Raw genomic sequence first — 19178 nt, forward strand, 5'->3', positions numbered from 1 at the left:
CAATCGGATTTGTCAGAAGGGCGGCTCTGCCGCCCTTTTCATTTTCCGGCGTTCCAGATCGCGCTTTCGCCGAGCCGGGCTACCATCTCGGCATGGGCGGCGACTTCCTGTTCACTCAGGCGTGACGGAAGCGGTTCCGGCCTCGGGCGCAGTTTCACCCCGCCTGCGGAACCGCCATCGGTTTCCTGCGCCGTTTGATCGGCCGATTCCTCGACTTCCAGGCCAAGCTTGGCCTGCTTGCCGCCGACCAGTTCGATATAGACTTCCGCCAGCAATTCGCTGTCGAGCAGGGCGCCATGCTTCTCGCGCATCGAGTTGTCGATGCGATATCGCTTGCAGAGCGCATCGAGCGAATTGGGGCCCATCGGGTGTTTGCGACGGGCGAGGTGCAAGCTGTCGACGACACGGTCCGGGTCGACCGGACCAAAACCGAGCCTGGCATATTCCGCGTTGAAAAAGCCCACATCGAAGCTCGCATTGTGCGCGATCAGGGTCGCGCCCTCGGTGAAGTCGAGCCAACCTTGAAGGACTTCGGCGAATTTCGGCTTGTCGGCAAGCTGTTCATTGGAAATCCCGTGAACGGCCAGCGCCTCCGGATGGACCTCCCGCCCGTCCGGGTTCACGAAGACATGAAACGTCCGCCCGGTCAGAAACCGGTTTTCCAGTTCCACCGCGCCGATCTCGATGATCCGGTCGTTTTTCGCGTCGAGGCCGGTGGTCTCGGTATCGAATATGATTTCCCGCATGTCGTCATCCCTGCTCCAGACCATATCATGGTCATCGTCGCGAAAGCCCTCAATGGGGCGACACGCTCATCCAACGCTTAGTCGGCTTCGGCGCGCCGTTTTTCGCGGCCGCCGGCGGACAGCACGGAGACAAGGTCGCGTACCTTGGCGCGGGCGCAGTCCATGCCAAGCGACGTGTCGATGATGAAGTCGGCGCGGCGTCTCTTTTCCGCATCGGGCGTCTGGCGCGCGAGCAGGGCCTCAAACCGTTCTTCCGTCATGCCGGGCCGGCTCATGACACGCTCGCGCTGCACCTGAGCCGGCGCGGTAACCGTGACGATCCGGTCGACGCGGCTGTCGCCACCGGTTTCGAACAACAGCGGAATGTCCAGGATAACGAAGGGCCGGTTTTCGGCGCGCGCCTTGTCGAGGAATTCGATTTCCGCTTCGCGTACCAAAGGATGGACGATGGCTTCGAGCCTTGCCATCGCATCTGCATTGCCGACGACGTGCTTGCCAAGCTCCGAACGATCGACGACGCCGTCCTTCACCGTTCCGGGAAACGCTTTCTCGATCAGAGGCGCGGCCTTGCCTGAATAGAGCGCATGAACGGTTGCATCCGCGTCATGGACAGGCACGCCTTCGTCGGCGAACATTTTTGCCGTGGTCGATTTTCCCATGCCAATCGAACCGGTCAATCCGACGACGATCATCCGTGAGCAGCCTTGTCGAGATCCGCGATGACGAGATTGCGCAGCACGTCATCCACTTCCGGCCAGGTTCCGAACCAGTGCTCGAAGCCGGGCGCCGCCTGATGAAGCAGCATGCCGAGTCCGTCTGCGGTGCGCAGGCCCGCGCGCGACGCCATTTCGAGGAAGGGCGTTTGCAGCGGCACATAGACGATGTCGGTCGCCATGGCGAAAGTCCGCGCCCGCGTAATGTCGAGCGGCAGCGGCGGCTGGCCTTCCATGCCCAGCGAAGTCGTGTTGACGATGAGATCGGCCTCAGCGAGCCGGTTGTCCGCTTCGTCCCAGCCATGCGCCGAAACAGCTTCTCCGAACCGGGCGGCGAGTTGTTGAGCGCGCGGGACAGTCCGGTTGACGACGTCGATCCGTTCATAGCCTGCTTCGATCAACGCATGCAGGACCGCGCGGCTCGCACCGCCGGCGCCCAGCACCAAAGCCGACGAGCCGTCACGCCAACCGGCGAGGCTCTGATCGAGATTGGCCGCGAAGCCATAGGCGTCGGTGTTGCCGCCGACCAGCTCCTCACCGTCCATCCACAGCGTGTTGACCGCGCCGATGGCCTCTGCAGCGGCATCGCGTCGATCGACAAGTTCGAAAGCCCGCTCCTTGTGAGGGATCGTGACATTTCCACCGGTCCATCGCCCTGCGCGGATGTCGATGAGAAGCGCAGCGAAATCTTCCGGCGCGACATCCACGGCGCTATAGACGCCGTCGATCCCGTAGCGCATCAGCCAGCTTCCGTGAATCAGCGGCGAGCGCGAGTGACCGACCGGATGCCCGGCCACGAAGGCACGAGGCGCGTTAGCCATCGATTTCCCCCAACTCGCGCAGTTTTGCGAGAAGCGGAAGAAGCGGCAGACCGATGATCGTGAAATAGTCGCCCTCGATGCGCTCGAACAGCTGGATGCCCTCGCCCTCATACTGGTAGCAGCCGACGCTGGACAGGGCGCTGTCGCCGACGGATGCGAGGTAGCGTCCGATGAAATCCGGCGTGAGCGGTCGCATCGTCATATGTGCGACCGATACATGCCGCCAGATCGTTTCACCGTCGCGCGCGAGCGCCAGCGCGCTCCACAATTGATGGGTCTTGCCGGAAAAGCGCAGGAGGTTGCGACGCGCTTCTTCCATGTCCGCCGGTTTGTGAAACAGCTCACCTTCCAGCGACAGGGTCTGATCGCCGCCGAGGACAAGCGCGCCGGCATTGCGCTCGGAAACATCGAGTGCCTTGGCTTCTGCGAGAATGGCGGCGACATCTTCGGGCGTCGCATCGGCCTCGAGCAGCGGAGCCTCGACGGCGCGCTCATCGATGTTTGACCCCTCCGCCCTGAACCCGATGCCGGCATTCATCAGGATCGCAGCACGAAACGGGCTGGTGGACGCTAGAACGATGGACATCTCATCTCTTTCTGTTGGGCAGGCGGTTAGACGCTTGAACCGGTTTTTGCAAGTTGGTCCGCCGCGACCTCACACGGGAGAGACTGTGGACAATTCGCGCTCCGACATCACCGGACCGTCCGGCTCGAAACGAAAGTGATGGTCATGCACAATTCACACCCGTCAGACGGCGTTCTGTCCACTGTGGGGAATTGTGTGGATGATACGTCCTTGCCACGAATTGCGGAAACTATCCACAGCCAGCTTCGGACAACGTAATCTAACTCTCTGAATTTACGATGGAAATTCATCCACATTGATTCACAGGCAGATATGGCCTTGTTTCCCGCGGCCGAATTGTCGCGGTGGTCGATCCCGGCTTCTGCATAAGTGGCGATACCTGCTATTCACAGACTCATAGAATCATCAATCAGCTTCGCTGACATATTTTATGGAAAAGAAAGTAAGCGAGGAAACGGGGATAATGGCTGTCGAGCGGAAGATCATGAAGGTCCTGAACGGAGAGACGCTCAGTCCTCCGCCTGTCTGGATCATGCGCCAGGCCGGTCGTTATCTGCCTGAGTACCGGGAAACGAGAGCGACCGCGAAAGGCTTCCTCGATCTCTGTTACACCCCGGATCTGGCCGTGGAAGTGACCCTGCAGCCGATACGGCGTTATGCCTTTGACGCATCGATCCTGTTTTCGGACATTCTGGTTCTCCCCGATGCGTTGAAACGCAATGTTCGTTTCGTGCAGGGCGAAGGACCGCAGATGGATCCGATCAATGCGGAGGGTATCGCGAAACTCGATCCATCGGGCATGCATGATCATCTGGCGCCGGTTTATGAAACGGTGAAGCGCTTGCGGCAGGAATTGCCGGAGGAAACGACGCTTCTGGGGTTTTCCGGTGCGCCCTGGACCGTCGCCACCTACATGATCGCGGGGCATGGGACACCGGACCAGGCGCCGGCGCGCCTTTTCGGTTATCGCGACCGGGCTTCGATGATGCGATTGCTTGACCTGCTTGCGGATATGTCTGCGGACTATCTTTTGCAGCAATTCGAGAATGGCGCGGATGCCGTCCAGATTTTCGATAGCTGGGCTGGTGTCCTCGACGAGGATTGTTTCGATGCTTTTTGCGTCCAGCCGATGAAGCGGATTGTCGGGAAGGTGCGTGCGGTAAGGCCGGACGCGAAGATCATCGGATTCCCGAAGGGCGCCGGTAGCCTTTACCGGGGCTATCGGGAAAAAACCGGTGTCGATGCGCTGGGTCTGGACTGGACCGTGCCATTCTCGTTTGCGGCGGAGCTTCAGAAAGAGGGACCGATTCAGGGCAATCTCGATCCGTTGCGGCTAGTGGCGGGCCGTGACGCGATCCGCGAAGGTGTCGACCGTATTCTCGATGCGCTTGGCAACGGACCTTTGATTTTTAATCTCGGCCATGGGGTGACGCCGCAGGCGGACCCGGATGATGTCGGTTATCTGGTCGATCGCGTGCGGGGCAACGCATGAGCGAGATTTCCGCGCAGAGCGGCCGCAAAGCGGCGAAACGCGCGGTCATCGCGCTGGTTGTTTTCGGCCTGCTTGCGGCGCTGATCTTCTGGCTGGATCCGGACGGGCTCTATCTCTGGATCAAGGCGCTCCATGTGATCGCGATCATCGCCTGGATGGCGGGCATGCTCTATTTGCCCCGGCTTTTCGTCTACCACGCGGATACAGAACCTGGTTCGCAGCAGAGCGAGACGTTCAAGGTGATGGAAGGTCGGCTGTTACGGGTGATCATGAATCCGGCGATGGTCATCGCCTGGGCCGTGGGATTGTGGCTGGCTTGGTCCGGCGGCTTTCTTATGGACGGGTGGTTCCATGCCAAACTGGCCTGCGTTCTCGCATTGTCGGCCGTGCACGGCATCTTTTCGCGTGCGGTGCGGCTCTTCGCCGAGGATCGCAATGATCGGAAACCGCGCTACTGGCGCATGATGAACGAAGCCCCGACGCTGCTGATGATCGCCATCGTCGTGCTTGTTATCGTCAAACCCTTCGCCTGACTGCTTCATCAAAAGTGACTTGAAGTCGAATTGGCTACGGCTTATGTGAAGGTAAACGCGCCCCGGGATTCCCCTCCCCTTTCTACGGGCCGACTTCCCTTCTTCCATTTTTCTTCCAAGAACAAAGCACGTTTTCATGCAACAAATGAAACTACAGGACCTCCAGAACAAGTCCGCCACGGATCTCGTCGAATTCGCCGAGAGCCTCGAGGTCGAGAACGCCAGCACGATGCGCAAACAGGAATTGATGTTTGCGATCCTGAAGAAACTGGCCGCGGACGATGTCGAAATCATCGGCGACGGTGTCGTCGAAATCCTGCAGGACGGTTTCGGCTTCCTGCGTTCGGCCAGCGCGAACTACTTGCCGGGCCCGGACGATATCTACATCTCGCCATCGCAGATCCGTCGCTTCTCCCTGAAGACCGGTGACACGGTTCAGGGTCCGATCCGGGGTCCGAAGGAAGGCGAACGCTATTTCGCGCTTCTCAAGGTCAACACGATCAATTTCGAAGACCCGGAAAAGATTCGTCACAAGAGCCATTTCGACAATCTGACGCCGCTCTATCCGGACGAGCGGTTCAACATGGAAATCGACGGTGCGCCGACGAAGGACAATTCGGCGCGCGTCATCGATCTGGTGGCTCCGCTGGGTAAGGGCCAGCGTGGCCTGATCGTGGCGCCGCCGCGGACCGGTAAGACCGTTCTGCTCCAGAACATCGCCCATTCGATCACGGCCAACCATCCGGAATGCTACCTGATCGTGCTTCTGATCGACGAGCGCCCGGAAGAAGTGACCGACATGCAGCGTTCGGTGAAGGGAGAGGTCGTGTCCTCCACCTTCGACGAGCCGGCATCCCGTCACGTCCAGGTCGCGGAAATGGTCATCGAAAAGGCCAAGCGACTGGTCGAGCATGGCCGCGACGTCGTCATCCTGCTCGATTCGATCACCCGCCTCGGTCGCGCCTACAACACCGTTGTGCCCTCTTCGGGCAAGGTGCTGACCGGCGGTGTCGATGCCAACGCCCTGCAGCGTCCGAAGCGTTTCTTTGGTGCCGCGCGTAATATCGAGGAAGGCGGGTCGCTGACGATCATCGCGACGGCGCTGATCGATACCGGTAGCCGCATGGACGAAGTGATCTTCGAGGAGTTCAAGGGCACCGGTAACTCGGAAATCGTCCTTGACCGCAAGGTTGCCGACAAGCGCACCTTCCCGGCGATCGACGTGCTCAAATCCGGTACCCGCAAGGAAGACCTGCTTATTCCGCGTCAGGATCTGCAGAAGATCTTCGTTTTGCGCCGCATTCTCGCGCCGATGGGTACAACGGACGCGATCGAGTTCCTCATCGACAAGCTCAAGCAGACCAAGAACAACGCAGAGTTCTTCGATTCGATGAACGCCTGATTGGATTATCCGGCTCGTTAGCCGGATTCATATCGCGCTTTTCAGAAGCCTTTCGAGTTCGCCGTCGGTCTTGACCGGCGGCGAACATTTCATTTCAGCGCAGAGGTAAGCGCCTTTGTCCTGAAATTGCGGATTGTCGGTACCTGCAGCAAGGAACACATCCAGTCGGCGCGGGTCGGGGTGACGCGTCGTCCAGGACCATAGGGTTTCGGTCTCGGCGCTGTCTCCGACGACGACCAGTTTGCGCGAGGCGTGCACAGTGTCCGCGGCGTTGAGAAAGCCTGCCTGGCCGAACCGGCTTTGCATGATGCGTCCTGCGGCCTGCGCCATCAATTTGTCGGTCAAGCCGGTTAGCTCGATGTCGTCTGTGGCAAGCGCCAAACGTGAAAGCGCTTCGAGAATTTGTGCCGTCGCCGATGGATTCGCTTCATCGAGATCGTCCCAGGTCAGCATGGGGGTATCAGAGCGGTTCTGCTCCTGCATCCAGAATCCCCGACTCGATTCGAAATCGAAATGATTTTGCTTGAGCAAACCTGCCAGCTTCAGCGCCTTTTCCAGAAATTCGGTGTCAGATGTCGTTTCATACAGAGCGAGAGCTGCGCTGATCATGGCGGCGTAGTCGGTCGCGAAACCGAACTCGCTGGCTTTCTCGCCATCAAAGACATGGGAGAGCCGGGTGTCCGACAACATCCTTTCCATCAGGGCCCGAAAATGCCCGGTCGCCAGCGCGGTCCAGGATTCGGATCCGAAATAACGTGCCGCTTCGGCGATGGCCCGAATTGCATAACCATTCCAGTCGGCGAGTATTTTCCCGTCCTGGCCGGGTGGTATGCGACCGAGGCGGTGGGCTAGCATGGCTTCGCGGCTTTTCGAATGATGAGCGATGACTCTTGCGGCTTCGTCGGGATCAGCGCGGAGGGTCGAGAGGTTGAGGATATTGGTTCCTTCCCAGTTACCGCCGCGCGTGACGTCGTAGTCCGACACAAAAGCCTCGGTTGAGCCGGCGAGGATCTCCTCGATCTGAGGCAGAGACCATACATAGTACTTGCCCTCCTCGCCCTCGGAGTCCGCGTCGAGGCTGGCCGCAAATCCGCCGCCGGGCATCGTCATTTCCCGTTGCAGCCAGCCAATGGTTTCCTCGATTCGTAACCGGAACAAATCGGACTGCGTCTGCGAATGCGCCCAGATACAGTGGCGGATGAAATGGGCATTGTCGTAGAGCATCTTCTCGAAATGCGGCACCAGCCATTGGCCGTCGACGGAATAGCGCGCGAGGCCGCCACCGAGGTGGTCATAGATCCCGCCGAGTGCGATGGCGGTAACCGTCTCGAGAAACCGGTCCCGAGCGTCTTCGTCGCCGTCGCGCAACCACCCTCGCCAAAGGGTTTCGAGAAATGGTGCGTTCGGAAATTTCGGCGCGCCATTCAGGCCGCCGTGATCAGGATCGTACAGCGTCGCGACACGTTTGGAGAAGCTGCGGATCGTTTCCGGGGTCAGCGTAGCGGGCGTCGCGGCGCCTGCGAGCTGGTTTTGCAAATGCGCCTGCAGGCGATCGGCATTTGCGTCTATGTCGTCGCGGCGTTGGCGCCAAGCAGTTTCGACCTGGACAAGAACGTCGATGAAGCCGGGCCGTCCGTAGCGGGCTTGTTTCGGGAAATAGGTGCCGCCCCAGAATGGTTTTCCGTCCGGTGTCAGCACTATGGTCAGCGGCCATCCGCCCTGTTCTCCCATGGCGGTCAGGGCGGCCATATAGAGCTGGTCGATATCCGGCCGCTCTTCGCGATCGACCTTGATGTTGACATAGAGGCTGTTCATCAGCTTCGCGACGTCGGTATCTTCGAAGCTCTCATGCGCCATGACATGGCACCAGTGACAGGCAGCGTAGCCGATGGATAGAAGGATCGGCCGGTCGAGGTTTTTTGCCGCTGCGAGCGCGGCCTCGTCCCAGGGCTGCCAGTGGACAGGGTTGTCCTTGTGTTGCAGTAGATACGGGCTGGCGGCGTCCGCGAGCCTGTTGTGCAGGGCATCCGTCAATTCAGCTTCCTTTGTCGCGTCGGGCCTTTAAGGATATGGAAACCATATATGCATTGTCGAGCGGCGGTCTTCCGTCCGGTGTCGCGGTCGTGCGGGTTTCCGGTCCTGGCGCGGGCGATGCGGTGAAAGCGTTGTCAGGTTCATTGCCGGAGGCGCGAGAGGCGGCGCTTCGTTCGATTCGCAGCCGCAATGATATGGAGATCGACAGGGGGCTCGTTCTCTGGTTTCCGGGTCCCGGCAGTTTCACGGGTGAAGATGTCGCTGAATTCCATCTTCATGGCGGACGGGCCGTTGTAGATCGACTTCTGGAAGAGTTGTCGGGTTGTGATGGTTTTCGGTTGGCTGAGGCGGGCGAGTTTTCAAAGCGGGCTTTCGCCAATGGAAAGTTCGACCTGACCGAGGCGGAAGGCCTCGCGGATCTCATTGCGTCGCAGACGGAAGCTCAGCGAATACTGGCGCTTTCACAGGCCTCGGGCGCTTTGAAGGGGGTGTATGAGGGCTGGCAGAAGCGCCTACTCCATGCGCGGGCGATGATCGAAGCTGAAATCGATTTTACGGACGAAGAGGACGTTCCTGGTTCGGTTTCGGATAGTATCTGGCAGGATATGTCGGCGCTGGCCGACGAAATGCTGCGGCATCTCGCGGGTGCGGATCGAGCCCGGGCTGTGCGAGACGGATTCCGTATCGTGATTATTGGTGCGCCGAATGCGGGCAAGTCGAGCCTGCTGAACGCGTTGGCGGGAAGCGACGTGGCGATCGTATCGGATGTACCCGGGACGACGCGGGACGCGGTTGAATCGCGGCTTTCTATTGGCGGACGGTTGGTCGTCATTACCGATACGGCCGGGATTCGCGATGCGGGTGATGCAATCGAGACAGAAGGCATCCGGCGAGCCCTCATGAAGGCCGGTGAAGCGGATCTTGTGCTTCATCTTTCTCCGGATGGGTCATGGGAAGCGATGGAGGATCTTGGGGATGTTCCGGTGTGGCGCATCGCTTCGAAGGGGGACATCGAGAACACAGGAATCGATTCGGATGCGTTATCGATTTCGGTTCGGCGAGATGATGGCCTGGATGAACTCCTGAATCGGCTTGGTTCCCATCTGGCAGAATCTGTCGGGAATGACGTTAGCTCGCTTCCGACCCGCCAAAGGCACATCGAGAATGTGCGGTCTGCGCTGTCCGAACTCCTGAATGCGACGGAGAATGGCTCTCTGCCGTTTGAACTTCGTGCGGAATCGCTGCGTCTTTCGGCCTATAGCCTGGGGCGCATAACTGGACAGTTTGGCGTAGAGGACGTTCTCGGTGTGATTTTTTCGGAATTCTGTATCGGCAAATGATTCACGTGAAACGGATCAGAAGGCCTGGAATGGAATGTTTCATCAGCGGTCAGTGTTTCACGTGAAACATGGCAACTCTTGACGCGGGCCTGATCCTGCTTCATCTCCCGGACATTCAAACAGGTGGAACCATGAAACGCGAATTCGATGTCATTGTCATCGGTGGCGGCCACGCCGGGTGCGAAGCGGCTCGCGCGGCGGCAGCCGTTGGCGCGCGTACTGCGTTGGTGACGCACTCATTCGCGACGATCGGAACGATGTCTTGCAACCCCGCCATTGGAGGGCTCGGAAAAGGGCACCTGGTCCGAGAGATCGATGCGCTGGACGGTTTGATGGGCCGTGTCGCCGATGCGGCAGGTATTCAGTTCCGAATGTTGAATCGCCGCAAAGGGCCGGCCGTGCGCGGGCCGAGAACCCAGGCGGATCGAAAGCTCTACCGCGAAGCCATGCAGCGCGAAATTTCGGCCATTGAGAACCTTGAGGTTATTGAGGGTGAAGTCGCCGATCTGGAACTGGATTCATCCGGAACGGTTGGCGGCGTGATTCTGGCGGATGGAGAAACCATTTCGTGTCGCGCCGTCGTGCTCACGACTGGGACATTCCTGCGCGGCCTGATCCATATTGGTGACAAGACGATACCGGCCGGCCGAATGGGCGAGGCGCCGAGTGTTGGCCTGTCGGCAACGCTTGAGAAACTCGGCGTTCCACTCGGCCGGTTGAAGACCGGGACGCCACCGCGTCTGGATGGCCGTACGATTCATTGGGATCGGCTTGCCATGCAGGCAGCCGATTCGGATCCGGTACCATTTTCCACGATGACGGAGCGGATCACGAATCCGCAGATTGAATGCGGGATTACCCGCACGACACCGGAAACGCATGGGATCATCGAGGCTAATCTCGGCCGGAGCGCCATGTATTCCGGGAATATCAAGGGCGTCGGTCCGCGCTACTGTCCGTCGATAGAGGACAAGATCGTCAAATTCGGGGAACGGGACGGTCATCAGATATTTCTGGAGCCGGAAGGCCTCGACGAACATACGGTCTATCCAAACGGGATCTCCACCTCGTTACCGGAAGAGGTGCAAAGTGCATTGCTGCGAACCATCCCAGGTCTCGAGGATGCGGTGATACTCCAGCCGGGTTACGCCATCGAATATGATCATGTCGATCCGCGGGCGCTTGAAACGTCCCTGCAGCTGCGTGGAACATCCGGTTTCTTCCTGGCAGGGCAGATCAATGGAACAACCGGATATGAAGAGGCGGGGGCGCAGGGTCTCGTTGCGGGGCTGAACGCTGCGCGTATGGCTTCCGGTGGAGATCCTGTCGTCTTCAGTCGAACGGACTCCTATATTGGCGTGATGATTGACGACCTCGTCTCGCGCGGGGTCTCGGAACCCTATCGCATGTTTACGTCGCGTGCGGAGTACAGGCTTTCTTTGCGTATCGATAATGCGGATATGCGGCTGACACCGAAGGCTATCGAGGTTGGTTTGGCCGGGAGTAACCGCTCTTCTCATTTTGAAGCGGTTTTAGGAGAGCTGAATGCTGCACGGGATTTTGCGAAAGACCATATGGTTACGCCGCAAGAGGCTTTTCGATTCGGACTCGAAATCAATCAGGATGGCGTCCGTCGTTCGGCGTATGATCTGATGTCTTACCCATCCGTCTCCTCAGACGATATCGCGCGTATCTGGCCAGAATTCGCTGAATTCCCCGCTTCGATTCGGGAGCGTCTTGAAATCGAGGCGCAATATGCGGTCTATTTGAGACGCCAGGAAGCGGATATCGCGGCTGTGCGCCGGGAAGAGCAAACGGCGATTCCAGCCGAGATGGATTATTCTATTATCGCGGGGCTTTCGAATGAGCTGCGACAGAAGCTGGAAAGCCGGAAGCCCGAGACACTGGCAGCGGCGCAGCGCATAGAAGGCATGACGCCAGCGGCGATTGCGCTGGTTATCGCCCATATTCAGCAGCAGCGGCGCGCTGCGAAGTCGCGCGTCGCTTGATCATGGTCGGAAACGCTGCCTTCGACGATACCGATTTCCTTGGCGGTGTTTCACGTGAAACACATGCGCGGTTGCGTGATTACGCGACGCTTTATGAGAAGTGGTCGCCGAGGATCAACCTGACCGCACCGTCCACACAGAAAGATTTCTGGCGGCGCCATATCGCAGACAGCGCTCAACTCCTCGATCTCGCGACTGAGGCGCAACACTGGGCGGATCTCGGTTCGGGCGGTGGATTTCCGGGCATGGTGATCGCGATACTTCTGCAGGACCAACCGGATGCGCGGGTTGAGTTGATCGAAAGCAACCGGAAGAAAACGGCGTTTCTGCAGGCGGTCAAGGCACAATGCGCACCGTCGGCGATCATCCATCCTGCCCGTATCGAGGCAGCAATCCCGGCGATGAAGCGGCCCGATATCGTAACGGCGCGGGCGTTGGCCGCGTTGCCGGCGCTTCTCGACATGACCTCCGCCTGGCTCTCGTCCGGCACCCGCGCTCTGTTTCACAAAGGCCGTGGATATGCCGGCGAGATCGAAGAAAGCCGTGCCAAACACGTTTTCGATCTGGTAATACACAAGAGCCGGATCGACGCGGATTCCGTCATTCTCGAAATCTCGAATCTGCAACCGAAACCGGCCTGAATCTTTCCTGCAACCGGGGACTTTCGATGTCGGATCGTTGTCGCGTGATAACCATAGCGAATCAGAAGGGCGGCGTGGGAAAGACGACCACGGCGATCAATCTGGCGACCGCGCTTGCCGCTATTGGCGAGCGCGTTCTCATTGTCGATCTCGATCCGCAGGGCAACGCGTCCACCGGGCTCGGTATCGACCGCGAAGATCGCGAAATTTCTTCCTATGACGTCCTTCTCGGTGAGATTGACGCGCTTGACGCGGCTGTGCCAACGGCTGTGCCCAATCTCTCCATCGTTCCGTCCACAATGGACCTTCTGGGTGTCGAGATGGAGATTTCGGGCAAGCAGGATCGTGTATTCAGGCTGCGGTCTGCGCTCGATCGCGTCTCGACTCGTTTCAACTATGTGCTGGTGGACTGCCCTCCGTCGCTCAATCTGCTGACGCTCAATGCAATGGCGGCCGCCGATTCTATCCTCGTGCCGCTGCAAACGGAGTTCTTCGCGCTCGAAGGCCTGAGCCAGCTTCTCAAGACCGTCGACCAGGTCAAACGGTCGATCAATCCGAAGCTCGAAATCCAGGGTATCGTGCTCACGATGTTCGACAAGCGTAACAACCTTGCCTTGCAGGTCGTCGAGGATGTGCGGTCGCATCTAGGAGACAAGGTCTACGAGACGATCATCCCGCGCAATGTCCGGGTCTCGGAGGCGCCATCGCATGGAAAACCGGCGATCCTTTACGATCTGGGTTGCGCCGGCAGCCAGGCCTATCTGCAACTGGCGTCGGAAGTGATCAGGCGCGAACGCCGGCTGACGGCGGCCTGAAGCGATTCGATAACGAAACAAACGGTACGACCATGGCAGACGACGCTTCCCGCAAACGACTTGGACGCGGCCTCGCGGCACTGATCGGTGAAATGGACCAGCCCGCGGAAGAGGCGAAGCAGCCGCAACCCGCCGATCGCCGGCTGCCGATCGAGTTTGTCGTCCGCAATCCGAACAATCCGCGCCGTGAGTTCGCCGAGGAAGAACTGGTCGATCTCGCGGCTTCGATCCGTGAGCATGGCATTATCCAGCCCGTCGTCGTGCGACCGCAGGCCGGCCATGCCGACATGTTCGAGATCATCGCGGGCGAGCGGCGCTGGCGCGCTGCCCAGCGAGCCGGGCTTGTCGATATCCCCGCCATTATCCGTGACGTGGACGACAAGATCGCGCTCGAACTGGCGATCATCGAGAACGTCCAGCGCGCCGATCTCAATCCGATCGAGGAGGCGGCCGGATATCAGCGGCTCCTCGATGAATATGCCTATACCCAGGCCGACCTTGGCGATGTCATCGGCAAGAGCCGAAGCCATGTCGCCAACACGCTGCGCCTTCTCAAGCTGCCGGATCCCGTCCGCGAGCAGGTTCGTATCGGTGCATTGTCGGCCGGCCATGCGCGGGCATTGATCACCGCGTCCGATCCGGAATCCCTTGCGCGTCGCATAGTCGAAGGCGGTCTTTCGGTGCGACAGGCGGAACAACTCGCGCAAGACGCGGACGGTACGCAAAAGACCAGCCGGTCCGTCGGCGCTGCCGCCAAACAGAAAGACGCCGATACGCTGGCTCTGGAGAAATTGTTGACCGATCAACTCGGCTTACGTGTCGAAATCGCCCATAGCGGTCAGGGCGGGGAACTGAAGGTTCGCTACAAGACTTTGGAACAGCTCGATTCGCTTTGCCATCGGCTGCAGGGCGTCTGAATTCCCGCTATTATAAGCCGGCTAACGTCTTCTGGCGCTTTGTATCGTGATGGCGAGCAAAGCCGTTCTCGCGACCGGCACCGTCAGTGCTGAGTTCATGCGGCTTTCCAGAACGCAATCCTTTAATCGTCTCAATGCGTGGCGAATTCCCTGCGCTGTCCAGCGTGTCAACGCCTGTTCCACCGTTTTGCGCCGGGCAAAGAACACGGGTGGCCGCGCGGCGGCGATGACGGCACCCGCCGGCTTTCCCGATTTGTCCATTTCGGCGCGCAGAAGATCGAGCTGCTGGAATTGTCGGATCGCCGCGGCAAGCAGTGGCTGGGGATTCGAACCGGCGGAAATGAAAGCCTGCATCGAATCATCGAAATCCGCCAACCTGCCGGTTATGACCGCATCCACGACCTCATCGAAGGAGACCGCCGACGCGTCGCCGATACTCTGGCGCGCCATGTCGAGCGTAATTTCCTTCTCGCCATGGGCATAGAGCGCAAGTTTCTCCAGTTCCCCTCGCGACGCGCGCCGGTCGCCCCCGATATGATCCTGGATATAGCGACGCGCATCGAGCGAAAGGCGCTGACCCGCTTCGCCGAACGTGGCGTCGATCAGTCCGTTGAGAGCCTGCGCGTTGTCGGCATAACAAGGGAGCGTGATCCCGTTCGGCGATTTCTCGACGATCGCCCGAAGGCCGGTTCCCTTCTTCAGGTCGCCTGCCTCGACAAGGAGTTTTACCGCTTCGGGCGGTTCCTTGAGAATTTTTTCGATATTGGCCGAGACGTCCTTGTGATTGCCCGCGTTGCGGATCCAGATCAGCCGGTCGCCGCCGAACATCGCAACAGTATATGCTTCATCGACCAGGCGAACGGGATCGCTTGCCAGTTCATTGGCGTCCAGCTTGATGGTGGAAAAGGTGTCGGAAAGATCGACACCGGTCGAACGCGCCAGCCTTTCGGCCCGCTCGGAAACCAGGCCACGGTCCGGCCCATAAACGAGATAGACGAGCCTCGAAGTGTCCGGTTTCGTGAGGAACCGGTCGACCTCACCGGCCTTGAGTTCGCTCACGCCTACTGCCTGCCTGCGCGCGCCAGATCGGCGGCGAGCAATGCACGAATTCGTTCGGCGACGTCACGGGCGGCACGGTTCTCGGCATCCCGCTCGGCGCGCGCATTGGCGAACTCCTGGCCCGAAACATCATAGGATGCGGACGCACTGGCGCGACGTGCGGAGATCTTCGTCTCGTCGACCGTGTCGGTCAGGGTGTAATTCGTGGTCACGGTGACGGTGCTCGCGGTCGGTTCGCCATCGTTTGGCGTCTGGATGACGAGCGTACCGCGATTCGATCTCGAAACCTTGAGGTCGAGTTCGTATGCCGGATTGGCCGGCTGGCCCGACCCGCCATTCAGGAGGAAGATAAGCGCGTTCCGCACCTGCTGACCGACCCGATCGTCAGCCGGCTTAACATATATGGAGGCAAGCGCTGCATTTTGCGCGGCAGATGCCGGACCCGATGGCGCATAGAGCGGCTGAACCGTGCAGGCCGTGGCCAGGAAGCCCGTGATGGCGAGGGCGGCGATCTTCGCGCCAATTCTTATCATCGAACAAGCCTTTTCATTGCAATCGGGCTCCCGTCTGCATCAGGCGACAATGTTGACGATGCGGTTGGGAACCACAATGATTTTTTTCGGCGCGGCCCCGCCGAGGTGATGAATGACGAAATCCGCCTCCAGCGCCAACTTTTCGATCGACTCCTTGTCGGCGTCCTTGCCCACGGAGATTTCGCCGCGCCGCTTTCCGTTGATCTGGACGGGGAGCGTGATCGTATCCTCGCGGACGAGGTCCGGGTCGAATTCAGGCCAAGCGGTTTCGGCGACCATGGTCTCGTGGCCGAGAACGCGCCAGCATTCCTCCGCGAGATGCGGCATGACCGGTGCGATGACCTGTACCAGGATCGAAAGCGCCTCATGGGCGGCTGCCTTGTCGGCGGGAGATCCTTTTCCGGCTTTTTCCGCCGCCGGCGCGATCTCATTGACCAGTTCGTGCACACGGGCGATGGCCCGGTTGAAGCCGAGCCGTGACAGGTCTTCGCCGATCGCCTTCAGCGCCTTGTGGGCGGCCTTGCGCATGCCGAGCGCTTCCGCGCCGGCCTCGTCGGGATTTCCGGCGGCGATTGCAGGCGCCGCGCCCGATACGACACGCCAGATCCGCTGGACGAAACGGTGCGCGCCCTCGGCGCCGCGATCGCTCCACTCCACGTCGCGATCGGGTGGCGAATCGGAAAGCATGAACCAGCGCGCCGTGTCGGCGCCGTAACTCTGGGTGATTTCTTCCGGCCCGATCGTGTTCTTCTTCGATTTCGACATCTTTTCCAAAGAACCGATCGCAGCTTCTTCGCCGGTTTCGATCACGATGGCGCGGCGCTTTCCGCCATTGTCTTCCAGGCGAATCTCGGATGGCGCATGCCATTGCCCCTTCGCGCTGGTTCCAGTGCGGTAGGTCTCGTGCACCACCATGCCCTGGGTAAACAGGCCCTTGAATGGTTCGGCGAGGTCGAGATGGCCGGTTTCGCGCATCGCGCGGGTGAAGAAGCGCGAATAGAGCAGATGCAGGATCGCGTGTTCGATGCCGCCGATATACTGGTCGACCGGCAACCAGTCATTGGCCGCGACCGAATCGGTCGGGTTGTCGGCTTTCGGTGCGGTAAAGCGCGCGAAATACCAGGACGAATCGACGAACGTATCCATCGTATCGGTTTCGCGTTTCGCGGCTTTTCCGCAGGCGGGGCAGTTCACATCGCGCCAGGTCGGGTGGCGATCAAGCGGATTGCCGGGCTTCTCGAAGTCGATGTCGTCGGGCAATTTAACCGGCAGATCGGCTTTCGGTACCGGCACCACGCCGCAATCCTCGCAGTGAATGACCGGGATCGGGCATCCCCAGTATCGCTGCCGCGAAATACCCCAGTCGCGCAGGCGGAAACGCACCTTGCGCTCGGCCTGCGGTGCGTTTCCGATCGCCGTTTCCTCGAGCCGTTTCGCCACTTCTTCGAAGGCGGCTTCCGGGCTCATGCCGTCGAGAAAGCGCGAATTGATCATGACGCCATCATCGACATAAGCCTCCTCGGTGACCTGGAAGGTCGCCGCATCAGCATCCTTCGGCATGACAACCGGGATGACCGGCAGGCCGTATTTGTTGGCGAAATCGAGGTCGCGCTGATCGCCGGACGGACAGCCGAAAATCGCGCCGGTGCCGTAATCCATCAGCACGAAATTGGCGACATAGACCGGTAGCGTCCAGCCGGCATCGAAGGGATGGACAACCCGGATACCGGTGTCGAAGCCCTTCTTCTCGGCTGTTTCGAGCTCTGCGACCGAGGTGCCGGCACGCCGGCATTCCTCGCAGAAGGCCGCAAGGTCCGGATTGTTTTCCGCGGCCTTTTTCGCCAGCGGATGATCGGCCGCGATCGCCATGAACGAAGCGCCGAAGATGGTGTCCGGGCGAGTCGTATAGGCCTCGAGCTCGGTCTCGCCTTGCGGGGCCGTGTCCCCGGTCAGCTCCCAGCGGATCTGCAGACCCTCGGACCGGCCGATCCAGTTGCGCTGCATGACGCGCACTTTCTCCGGCCACTCGTCGAGCGTGTCGAGCGAATCGAGCAGATCCTGGGAAAAATCTGTGATCTTGAAGAACCATTGCGTCAGTTCGCGCTGCTCGACCGGAGCGCCGGAGCGCCAGCCGCAGCCATCGATCACCTGTTCGTTGGCGAGCACGGTCATGTCCACCGGGTCCCAGTTCACCTTGGATTGTTTGCGGTAGACGAGGCCCTTGTCGAGGAAATCGACGAACAGCATCTGCTGGCGGTGATAGTAATCGACATCGCAGGTGGCGAATTCGCGCGACCAGTCGATCGACAGGCCCATCAACTTGAGCTGCTCGCGCATCGTCTCGATATTCGCATAGGTCCATTCGCCGGGATGGACCTTGTTCTGCATCGCGGCGTTTTCAGCCGGCATGCCGAAGGCGTCCCAGCCCATGGGATGCAGCACGTTGTAGCCGAGCGCGCGGCGGTGCCGCGCGACGACGTCCCCCATCGTGTAGTTGCGCGTGTGGCCGATATGGATGCGGCCCGACGGGTAGGGGAACATTTCCAGCACGTAGTATTTCGGCCGCGGGTCGTCGTTGTCGGTCTCGAAAAGCTTCGCGTCCGCCCAGGCCTTTTGCCATTTCGGTTCGGCTTCGCGCGGATTGTATCGTTCGGTCGTCATGGAGTTGAAACTCTTGAATTCTTCGTGGCGGCGTGCAGGTTTGCGCCGCGAAACAAATCAACGGTCTCTTGCCGGTAAAAGGGCAAGCCGTCAACAACTGGCCGGATCGGCCGGAACGAAGCCGGAGGCATGCATGTCGGCAGTGGATGGTTTGAAGGACGTGCAAAGCCGCGTCGATGCGGCAGCGCGGGAGGCGGGCCGCCAAAGCCAGGATGTCGAGCTGATCGCCGTTTCCAAGACCTTTGACGCCGACGCGATCCGGCCGGTGCTGGACGCGGGCCAGAGGGTGTTCGGGGAAAATCGCGTCCAGGAAGCGCAGGGCAAATGGCCGGATCTGAAAGCCGACTATGCCGACGTCGAGTTGCATCTGATCGGACCGCTGCAATCCAACAAGACGAAGGAGGCGGTTGCCCTTTTCGACGTGATCCAGACGGTCGACCGCGAGAAAATCGCGCGCGCCATCGCGAAGGAAATTGAAAAACAGGGCAAACCGGTGCGGCTCTATGTCGAGGTCAATACGGGCATGGAACCGCAGAAAGCCGGGATCGCGCCGGATGATTGCGCGGCATTTATCGCACTCTGCCGCGATGAACTCGGGCTGACGGTCGAGGGGCTGATGTGCATTCCACCCTTCGATGAAAACCCGGGGCCGCATTTCGCGCTGCTGCGAAAGCTCGCCGGCGAGAACGGTGTCGAGAAGTTGTCGATGGGCATGTCAGGCGATTTCGAAACGGCTATTGGGTTCGGCGCGACCAGCGTGCGGGTGGGCACCGCGATCTTTGGCGGGCGCTAAATGGACGTGATTTTGGTACGAAATCAGCGCTGACTTTTCACGTTGAATAGGGCATGTTCCGCGCGGGGTGACCGAATTTACGC

At 60.0% G+C, this 19178-nt stretch carries 17 protein-coding genes; 9 read left to right on the plus strand and 8 right to left on the minus strand.

The genetic code is table 11. From position 1 onward, the window contains the following. Positions 1 to 38 precede the first annotated feature (38 nt). The 4 genes from dnaQ to ACQK2M_RS03070 all read right to left on the minus strand — a co-directional run bounded on the left by dnaQ (position 39) and on the right by ACQK2M_RS03070 (position 2866). Positions 39 to 746, minus strand: coding sequence for a DNA polymerase III subunit epsilon (gene dnaQ / locus ACQK2M_RS03055; RefSeq protein ID WP_425416574.1), 708 nt, complete (start codon positions 744 to 746; stop codon positions 39 to 41). A 77-nt stretch (positions 747 to 823) separates the two neighbouring features. Next, complete coding sequence (gene coaE, locus ACQK2M_RS03060) at positions 824 to 1438, minus strand: dephospho-CoA kinase (RefSeq protein WP_425416575.1); 615 nt, start codon at positions 1436 to 1438, stop codon at positions 824 to 826. Continuing rightward, complete coding sequence (locus ACQK2M_RS03065; protein ID WP_425416576.1) at positions 1435 to 2280, minus strand: shikimate dehydrogenase; 846 nt, start codon at positions 2278 to 2280, stop codon at positions 1435 to 1437. The genes coaE and ACQK2M_RS03065 overlap by 4 nt, the downstream gene beginning before the upstream one ends. Then, positions 2273 to 2866 carry a Maf-like protein gene (locus ACQK2M_RS03070; protein ID WP_425416577.1) on the minus strand — a complete coding sequence of 198 codons (594 nt, stop codon included), beginning with the start codon at positions 2864 to 2866 and terminating at the stop codon, positions 2273 to 2275. Before ACQK2M_RS03070 ends, ACQK2M_RS03065 begins: the two co-directional genes overlap by 8 nt. Positions 2867 to 3329: 463 nt before the next feature. Here ACQK2M_RS03070 and hemE point away from each other — a divergent pair, with 463 nt between their 5' ends. From hemE to rho, 3 genes are all read left to right on the plus strand, one after another. Beyond that, a complete protein-coding gene (hemE, locus tag ACQK2M_RS03075) occupies positions 3330 to 4358 on the plus strand; it encodes a uroporphyrinogen decarboxylase (RefSeq protein ID WP_425416578.1) in 1029 nt (342 codons plus the stop codon). Then, positions 4355 to 4891, plus strand: a complete 537-nt coding sequence (gene hemJ / locus ACQK2M_RS03080) for a protoporphyrinogen oxidase HemJ (RefSeq protein WP_425416579.1) — start codon at positions 4355 to 4357, stop codon at positions 4889 to 4891. The genes hemE and hemJ overlap by 4 nt, the downstream gene beginning before the upstream one ends. Positions 4892 to 5027: 136 nt before the next feature. After that, a complete protein-coding gene (gene rho, locus ACQK2M_RS03085; protein WP_223477618.1) occupies positions 5028 to 6293 on the plus strand; it encodes a transcription termination factor Rho in 1266 nt (421 codons plus the stop codon). A gap of 27 nt (positions 6294 to 6320) precedes the next feature. Here the strand turns inward: rho and ACQK2M_RS03090 are convergent, their stop codons facing one another. Further along, positions 6321 to 8327: a thioredoxin domain-containing protein gene (locus ACQK2M_RS03090; RefSeq protein ID WP_425416580.1), complete on the minus strand. Its 2007-nt coding sequence runs from the start codon at positions 8325 to 8327 to the stop codon at positions 6321 to 6323. Positions 8328 to 8362: 35 nt separating this feature from the next. Between ACQK2M_RS03090 and mnmE the strand changes: the two genes are divergently transcribed. From mnmE to ACQK2M_RS03115, 5 genes are all read left to right on the plus strand, one after another. Further along, a complete protein-coding gene (mnmE, locus tag ACQK2M_RS03095; RefSeq protein WP_425416581.1) occupies positions 8363 to 9667 on the plus strand; it encodes a tRNA uridine-5-carboxymethylaminomethyl(34) synthesis GTPase MnmE in 1305 nt (434 codons plus the stop codon). A gap of 131 nt (positions 9668 to 9798) precedes the next feature. Beyond that, positions 9799 to 11676, plus strand: a complete 1878-nt coding sequence (mnmG, locus tag ACQK2M_RS03100; RefSeq protein ID WP_425416582.1) for a tRNA uridine-5-carboxymethylaminomethyl(34) synthesis enzyme MnmG — start codon at positions 9799 to 9801, stop codon at positions 11674 to 11676. A 2-nt stretch (positions 11677 to 11678) separates the two neighbouring features. Then, positions 11679 to 12317, plus strand: a complete 639-nt coding sequence (rsmG, locus tag ACQK2M_RS03105; protein WP_425416583.1) for a 16S rRNA (guanine(527)-N(7))-methyltransferase RsmG — start codon at positions 11679 to 11681, stop codon at positions 12315 to 12317. 26 nt (positions 12318 to 12343) lie between these two features. Further along, complete coding sequence (locus ACQK2M_RS03110) at positions 12344 to 13132, plus strand: ParA family protein (protein ID WP_425416584.1); 789 nt, start codon at positions 12344 to 12346, stop codon at positions 13130 to 13132. A gap of 32 nt (positions 13133 to 13164) precedes the next feature. After that, positions 13165 to 14049: a ParB/RepB/Spo0J family partition protein gene (locus ACQK2M_RS03115; RefSeq protein WP_425416585.1), complete on the plus strand. Its 885-nt coding sequence runs from the start codon at positions 13165 to 13167 to the stop codon at positions 14047 to 14049. Between the two features lie 21 nt (positions 14050 to 14070). Here the strand turns inward: ACQK2M_RS03115 and holA are convergent, their stop codons facing one another. From holA to leuS, 3 genes are read right to left on the minus strand one after another with little or no spacing between them, the layout of a single operon-like run. Beyond that, positions 14071 to 15108 (minus strand): DNA polymerase III subunit delta, encoded by a 1038-nt coding sequence (gene holA / locus ACQK2M_RS03120; RefSeq protein WP_425416586.1) that lies wholly within the window; start codon positions 15106 to 15108, stop codon positions 14071 to 14073. Between the two features lie 2 nt (positions 15109 to 15110). Next, entirely contained in the window at positions 15111 to 15641 is a 531-nt protein-coding gene (gene lptE / locus ACQK2M_RS03125; RefSeq protein ID WP_425416587.1) for an LPS assembly lipoprotein LptE, read from the minus strand. Positions 15642 to 15680: 39 nt separating this feature from the next. Then, positions 15681 to 18302 (minus strand): leucine--tRNA ligase, encoded by a 2622-nt coding sequence (gene leuS / locus ACQK2M_RS03130; RefSeq protein WP_425416588.1) that lies wholly within the window; start codon positions 18300 to 18302, stop codon positions 15681 to 15683. 133 nt (positions 18303 to 18435) lie between these two features. On the opposite strand from leuS, the gene ACQK2M_RS03135 reads away from it, so the two are divergent. Then, positions 18436 to 19095, plus strand: coding sequence for a YggS family pyridoxal phosphate-dependent enzyme (locus ACQK2M_RS03135; RefSeq protein ID WP_425416589.1), 660 nt, complete (start codon positions 18436 to 18438; stop codon positions 19093 to 19095). Positions 19096 to 19178 lie beyond the last annotated feature (83 nt).

The sequence above is a fragment of the Oricola indica genome, assembly GCF_965227485.1.
Classification (GTDB): domain Bacteria; phylum Pseudomonadota; class Alphaproteobacteria; order Rhizobiales; family Rhizobiaceae; genus Oricola; species Oricola indica.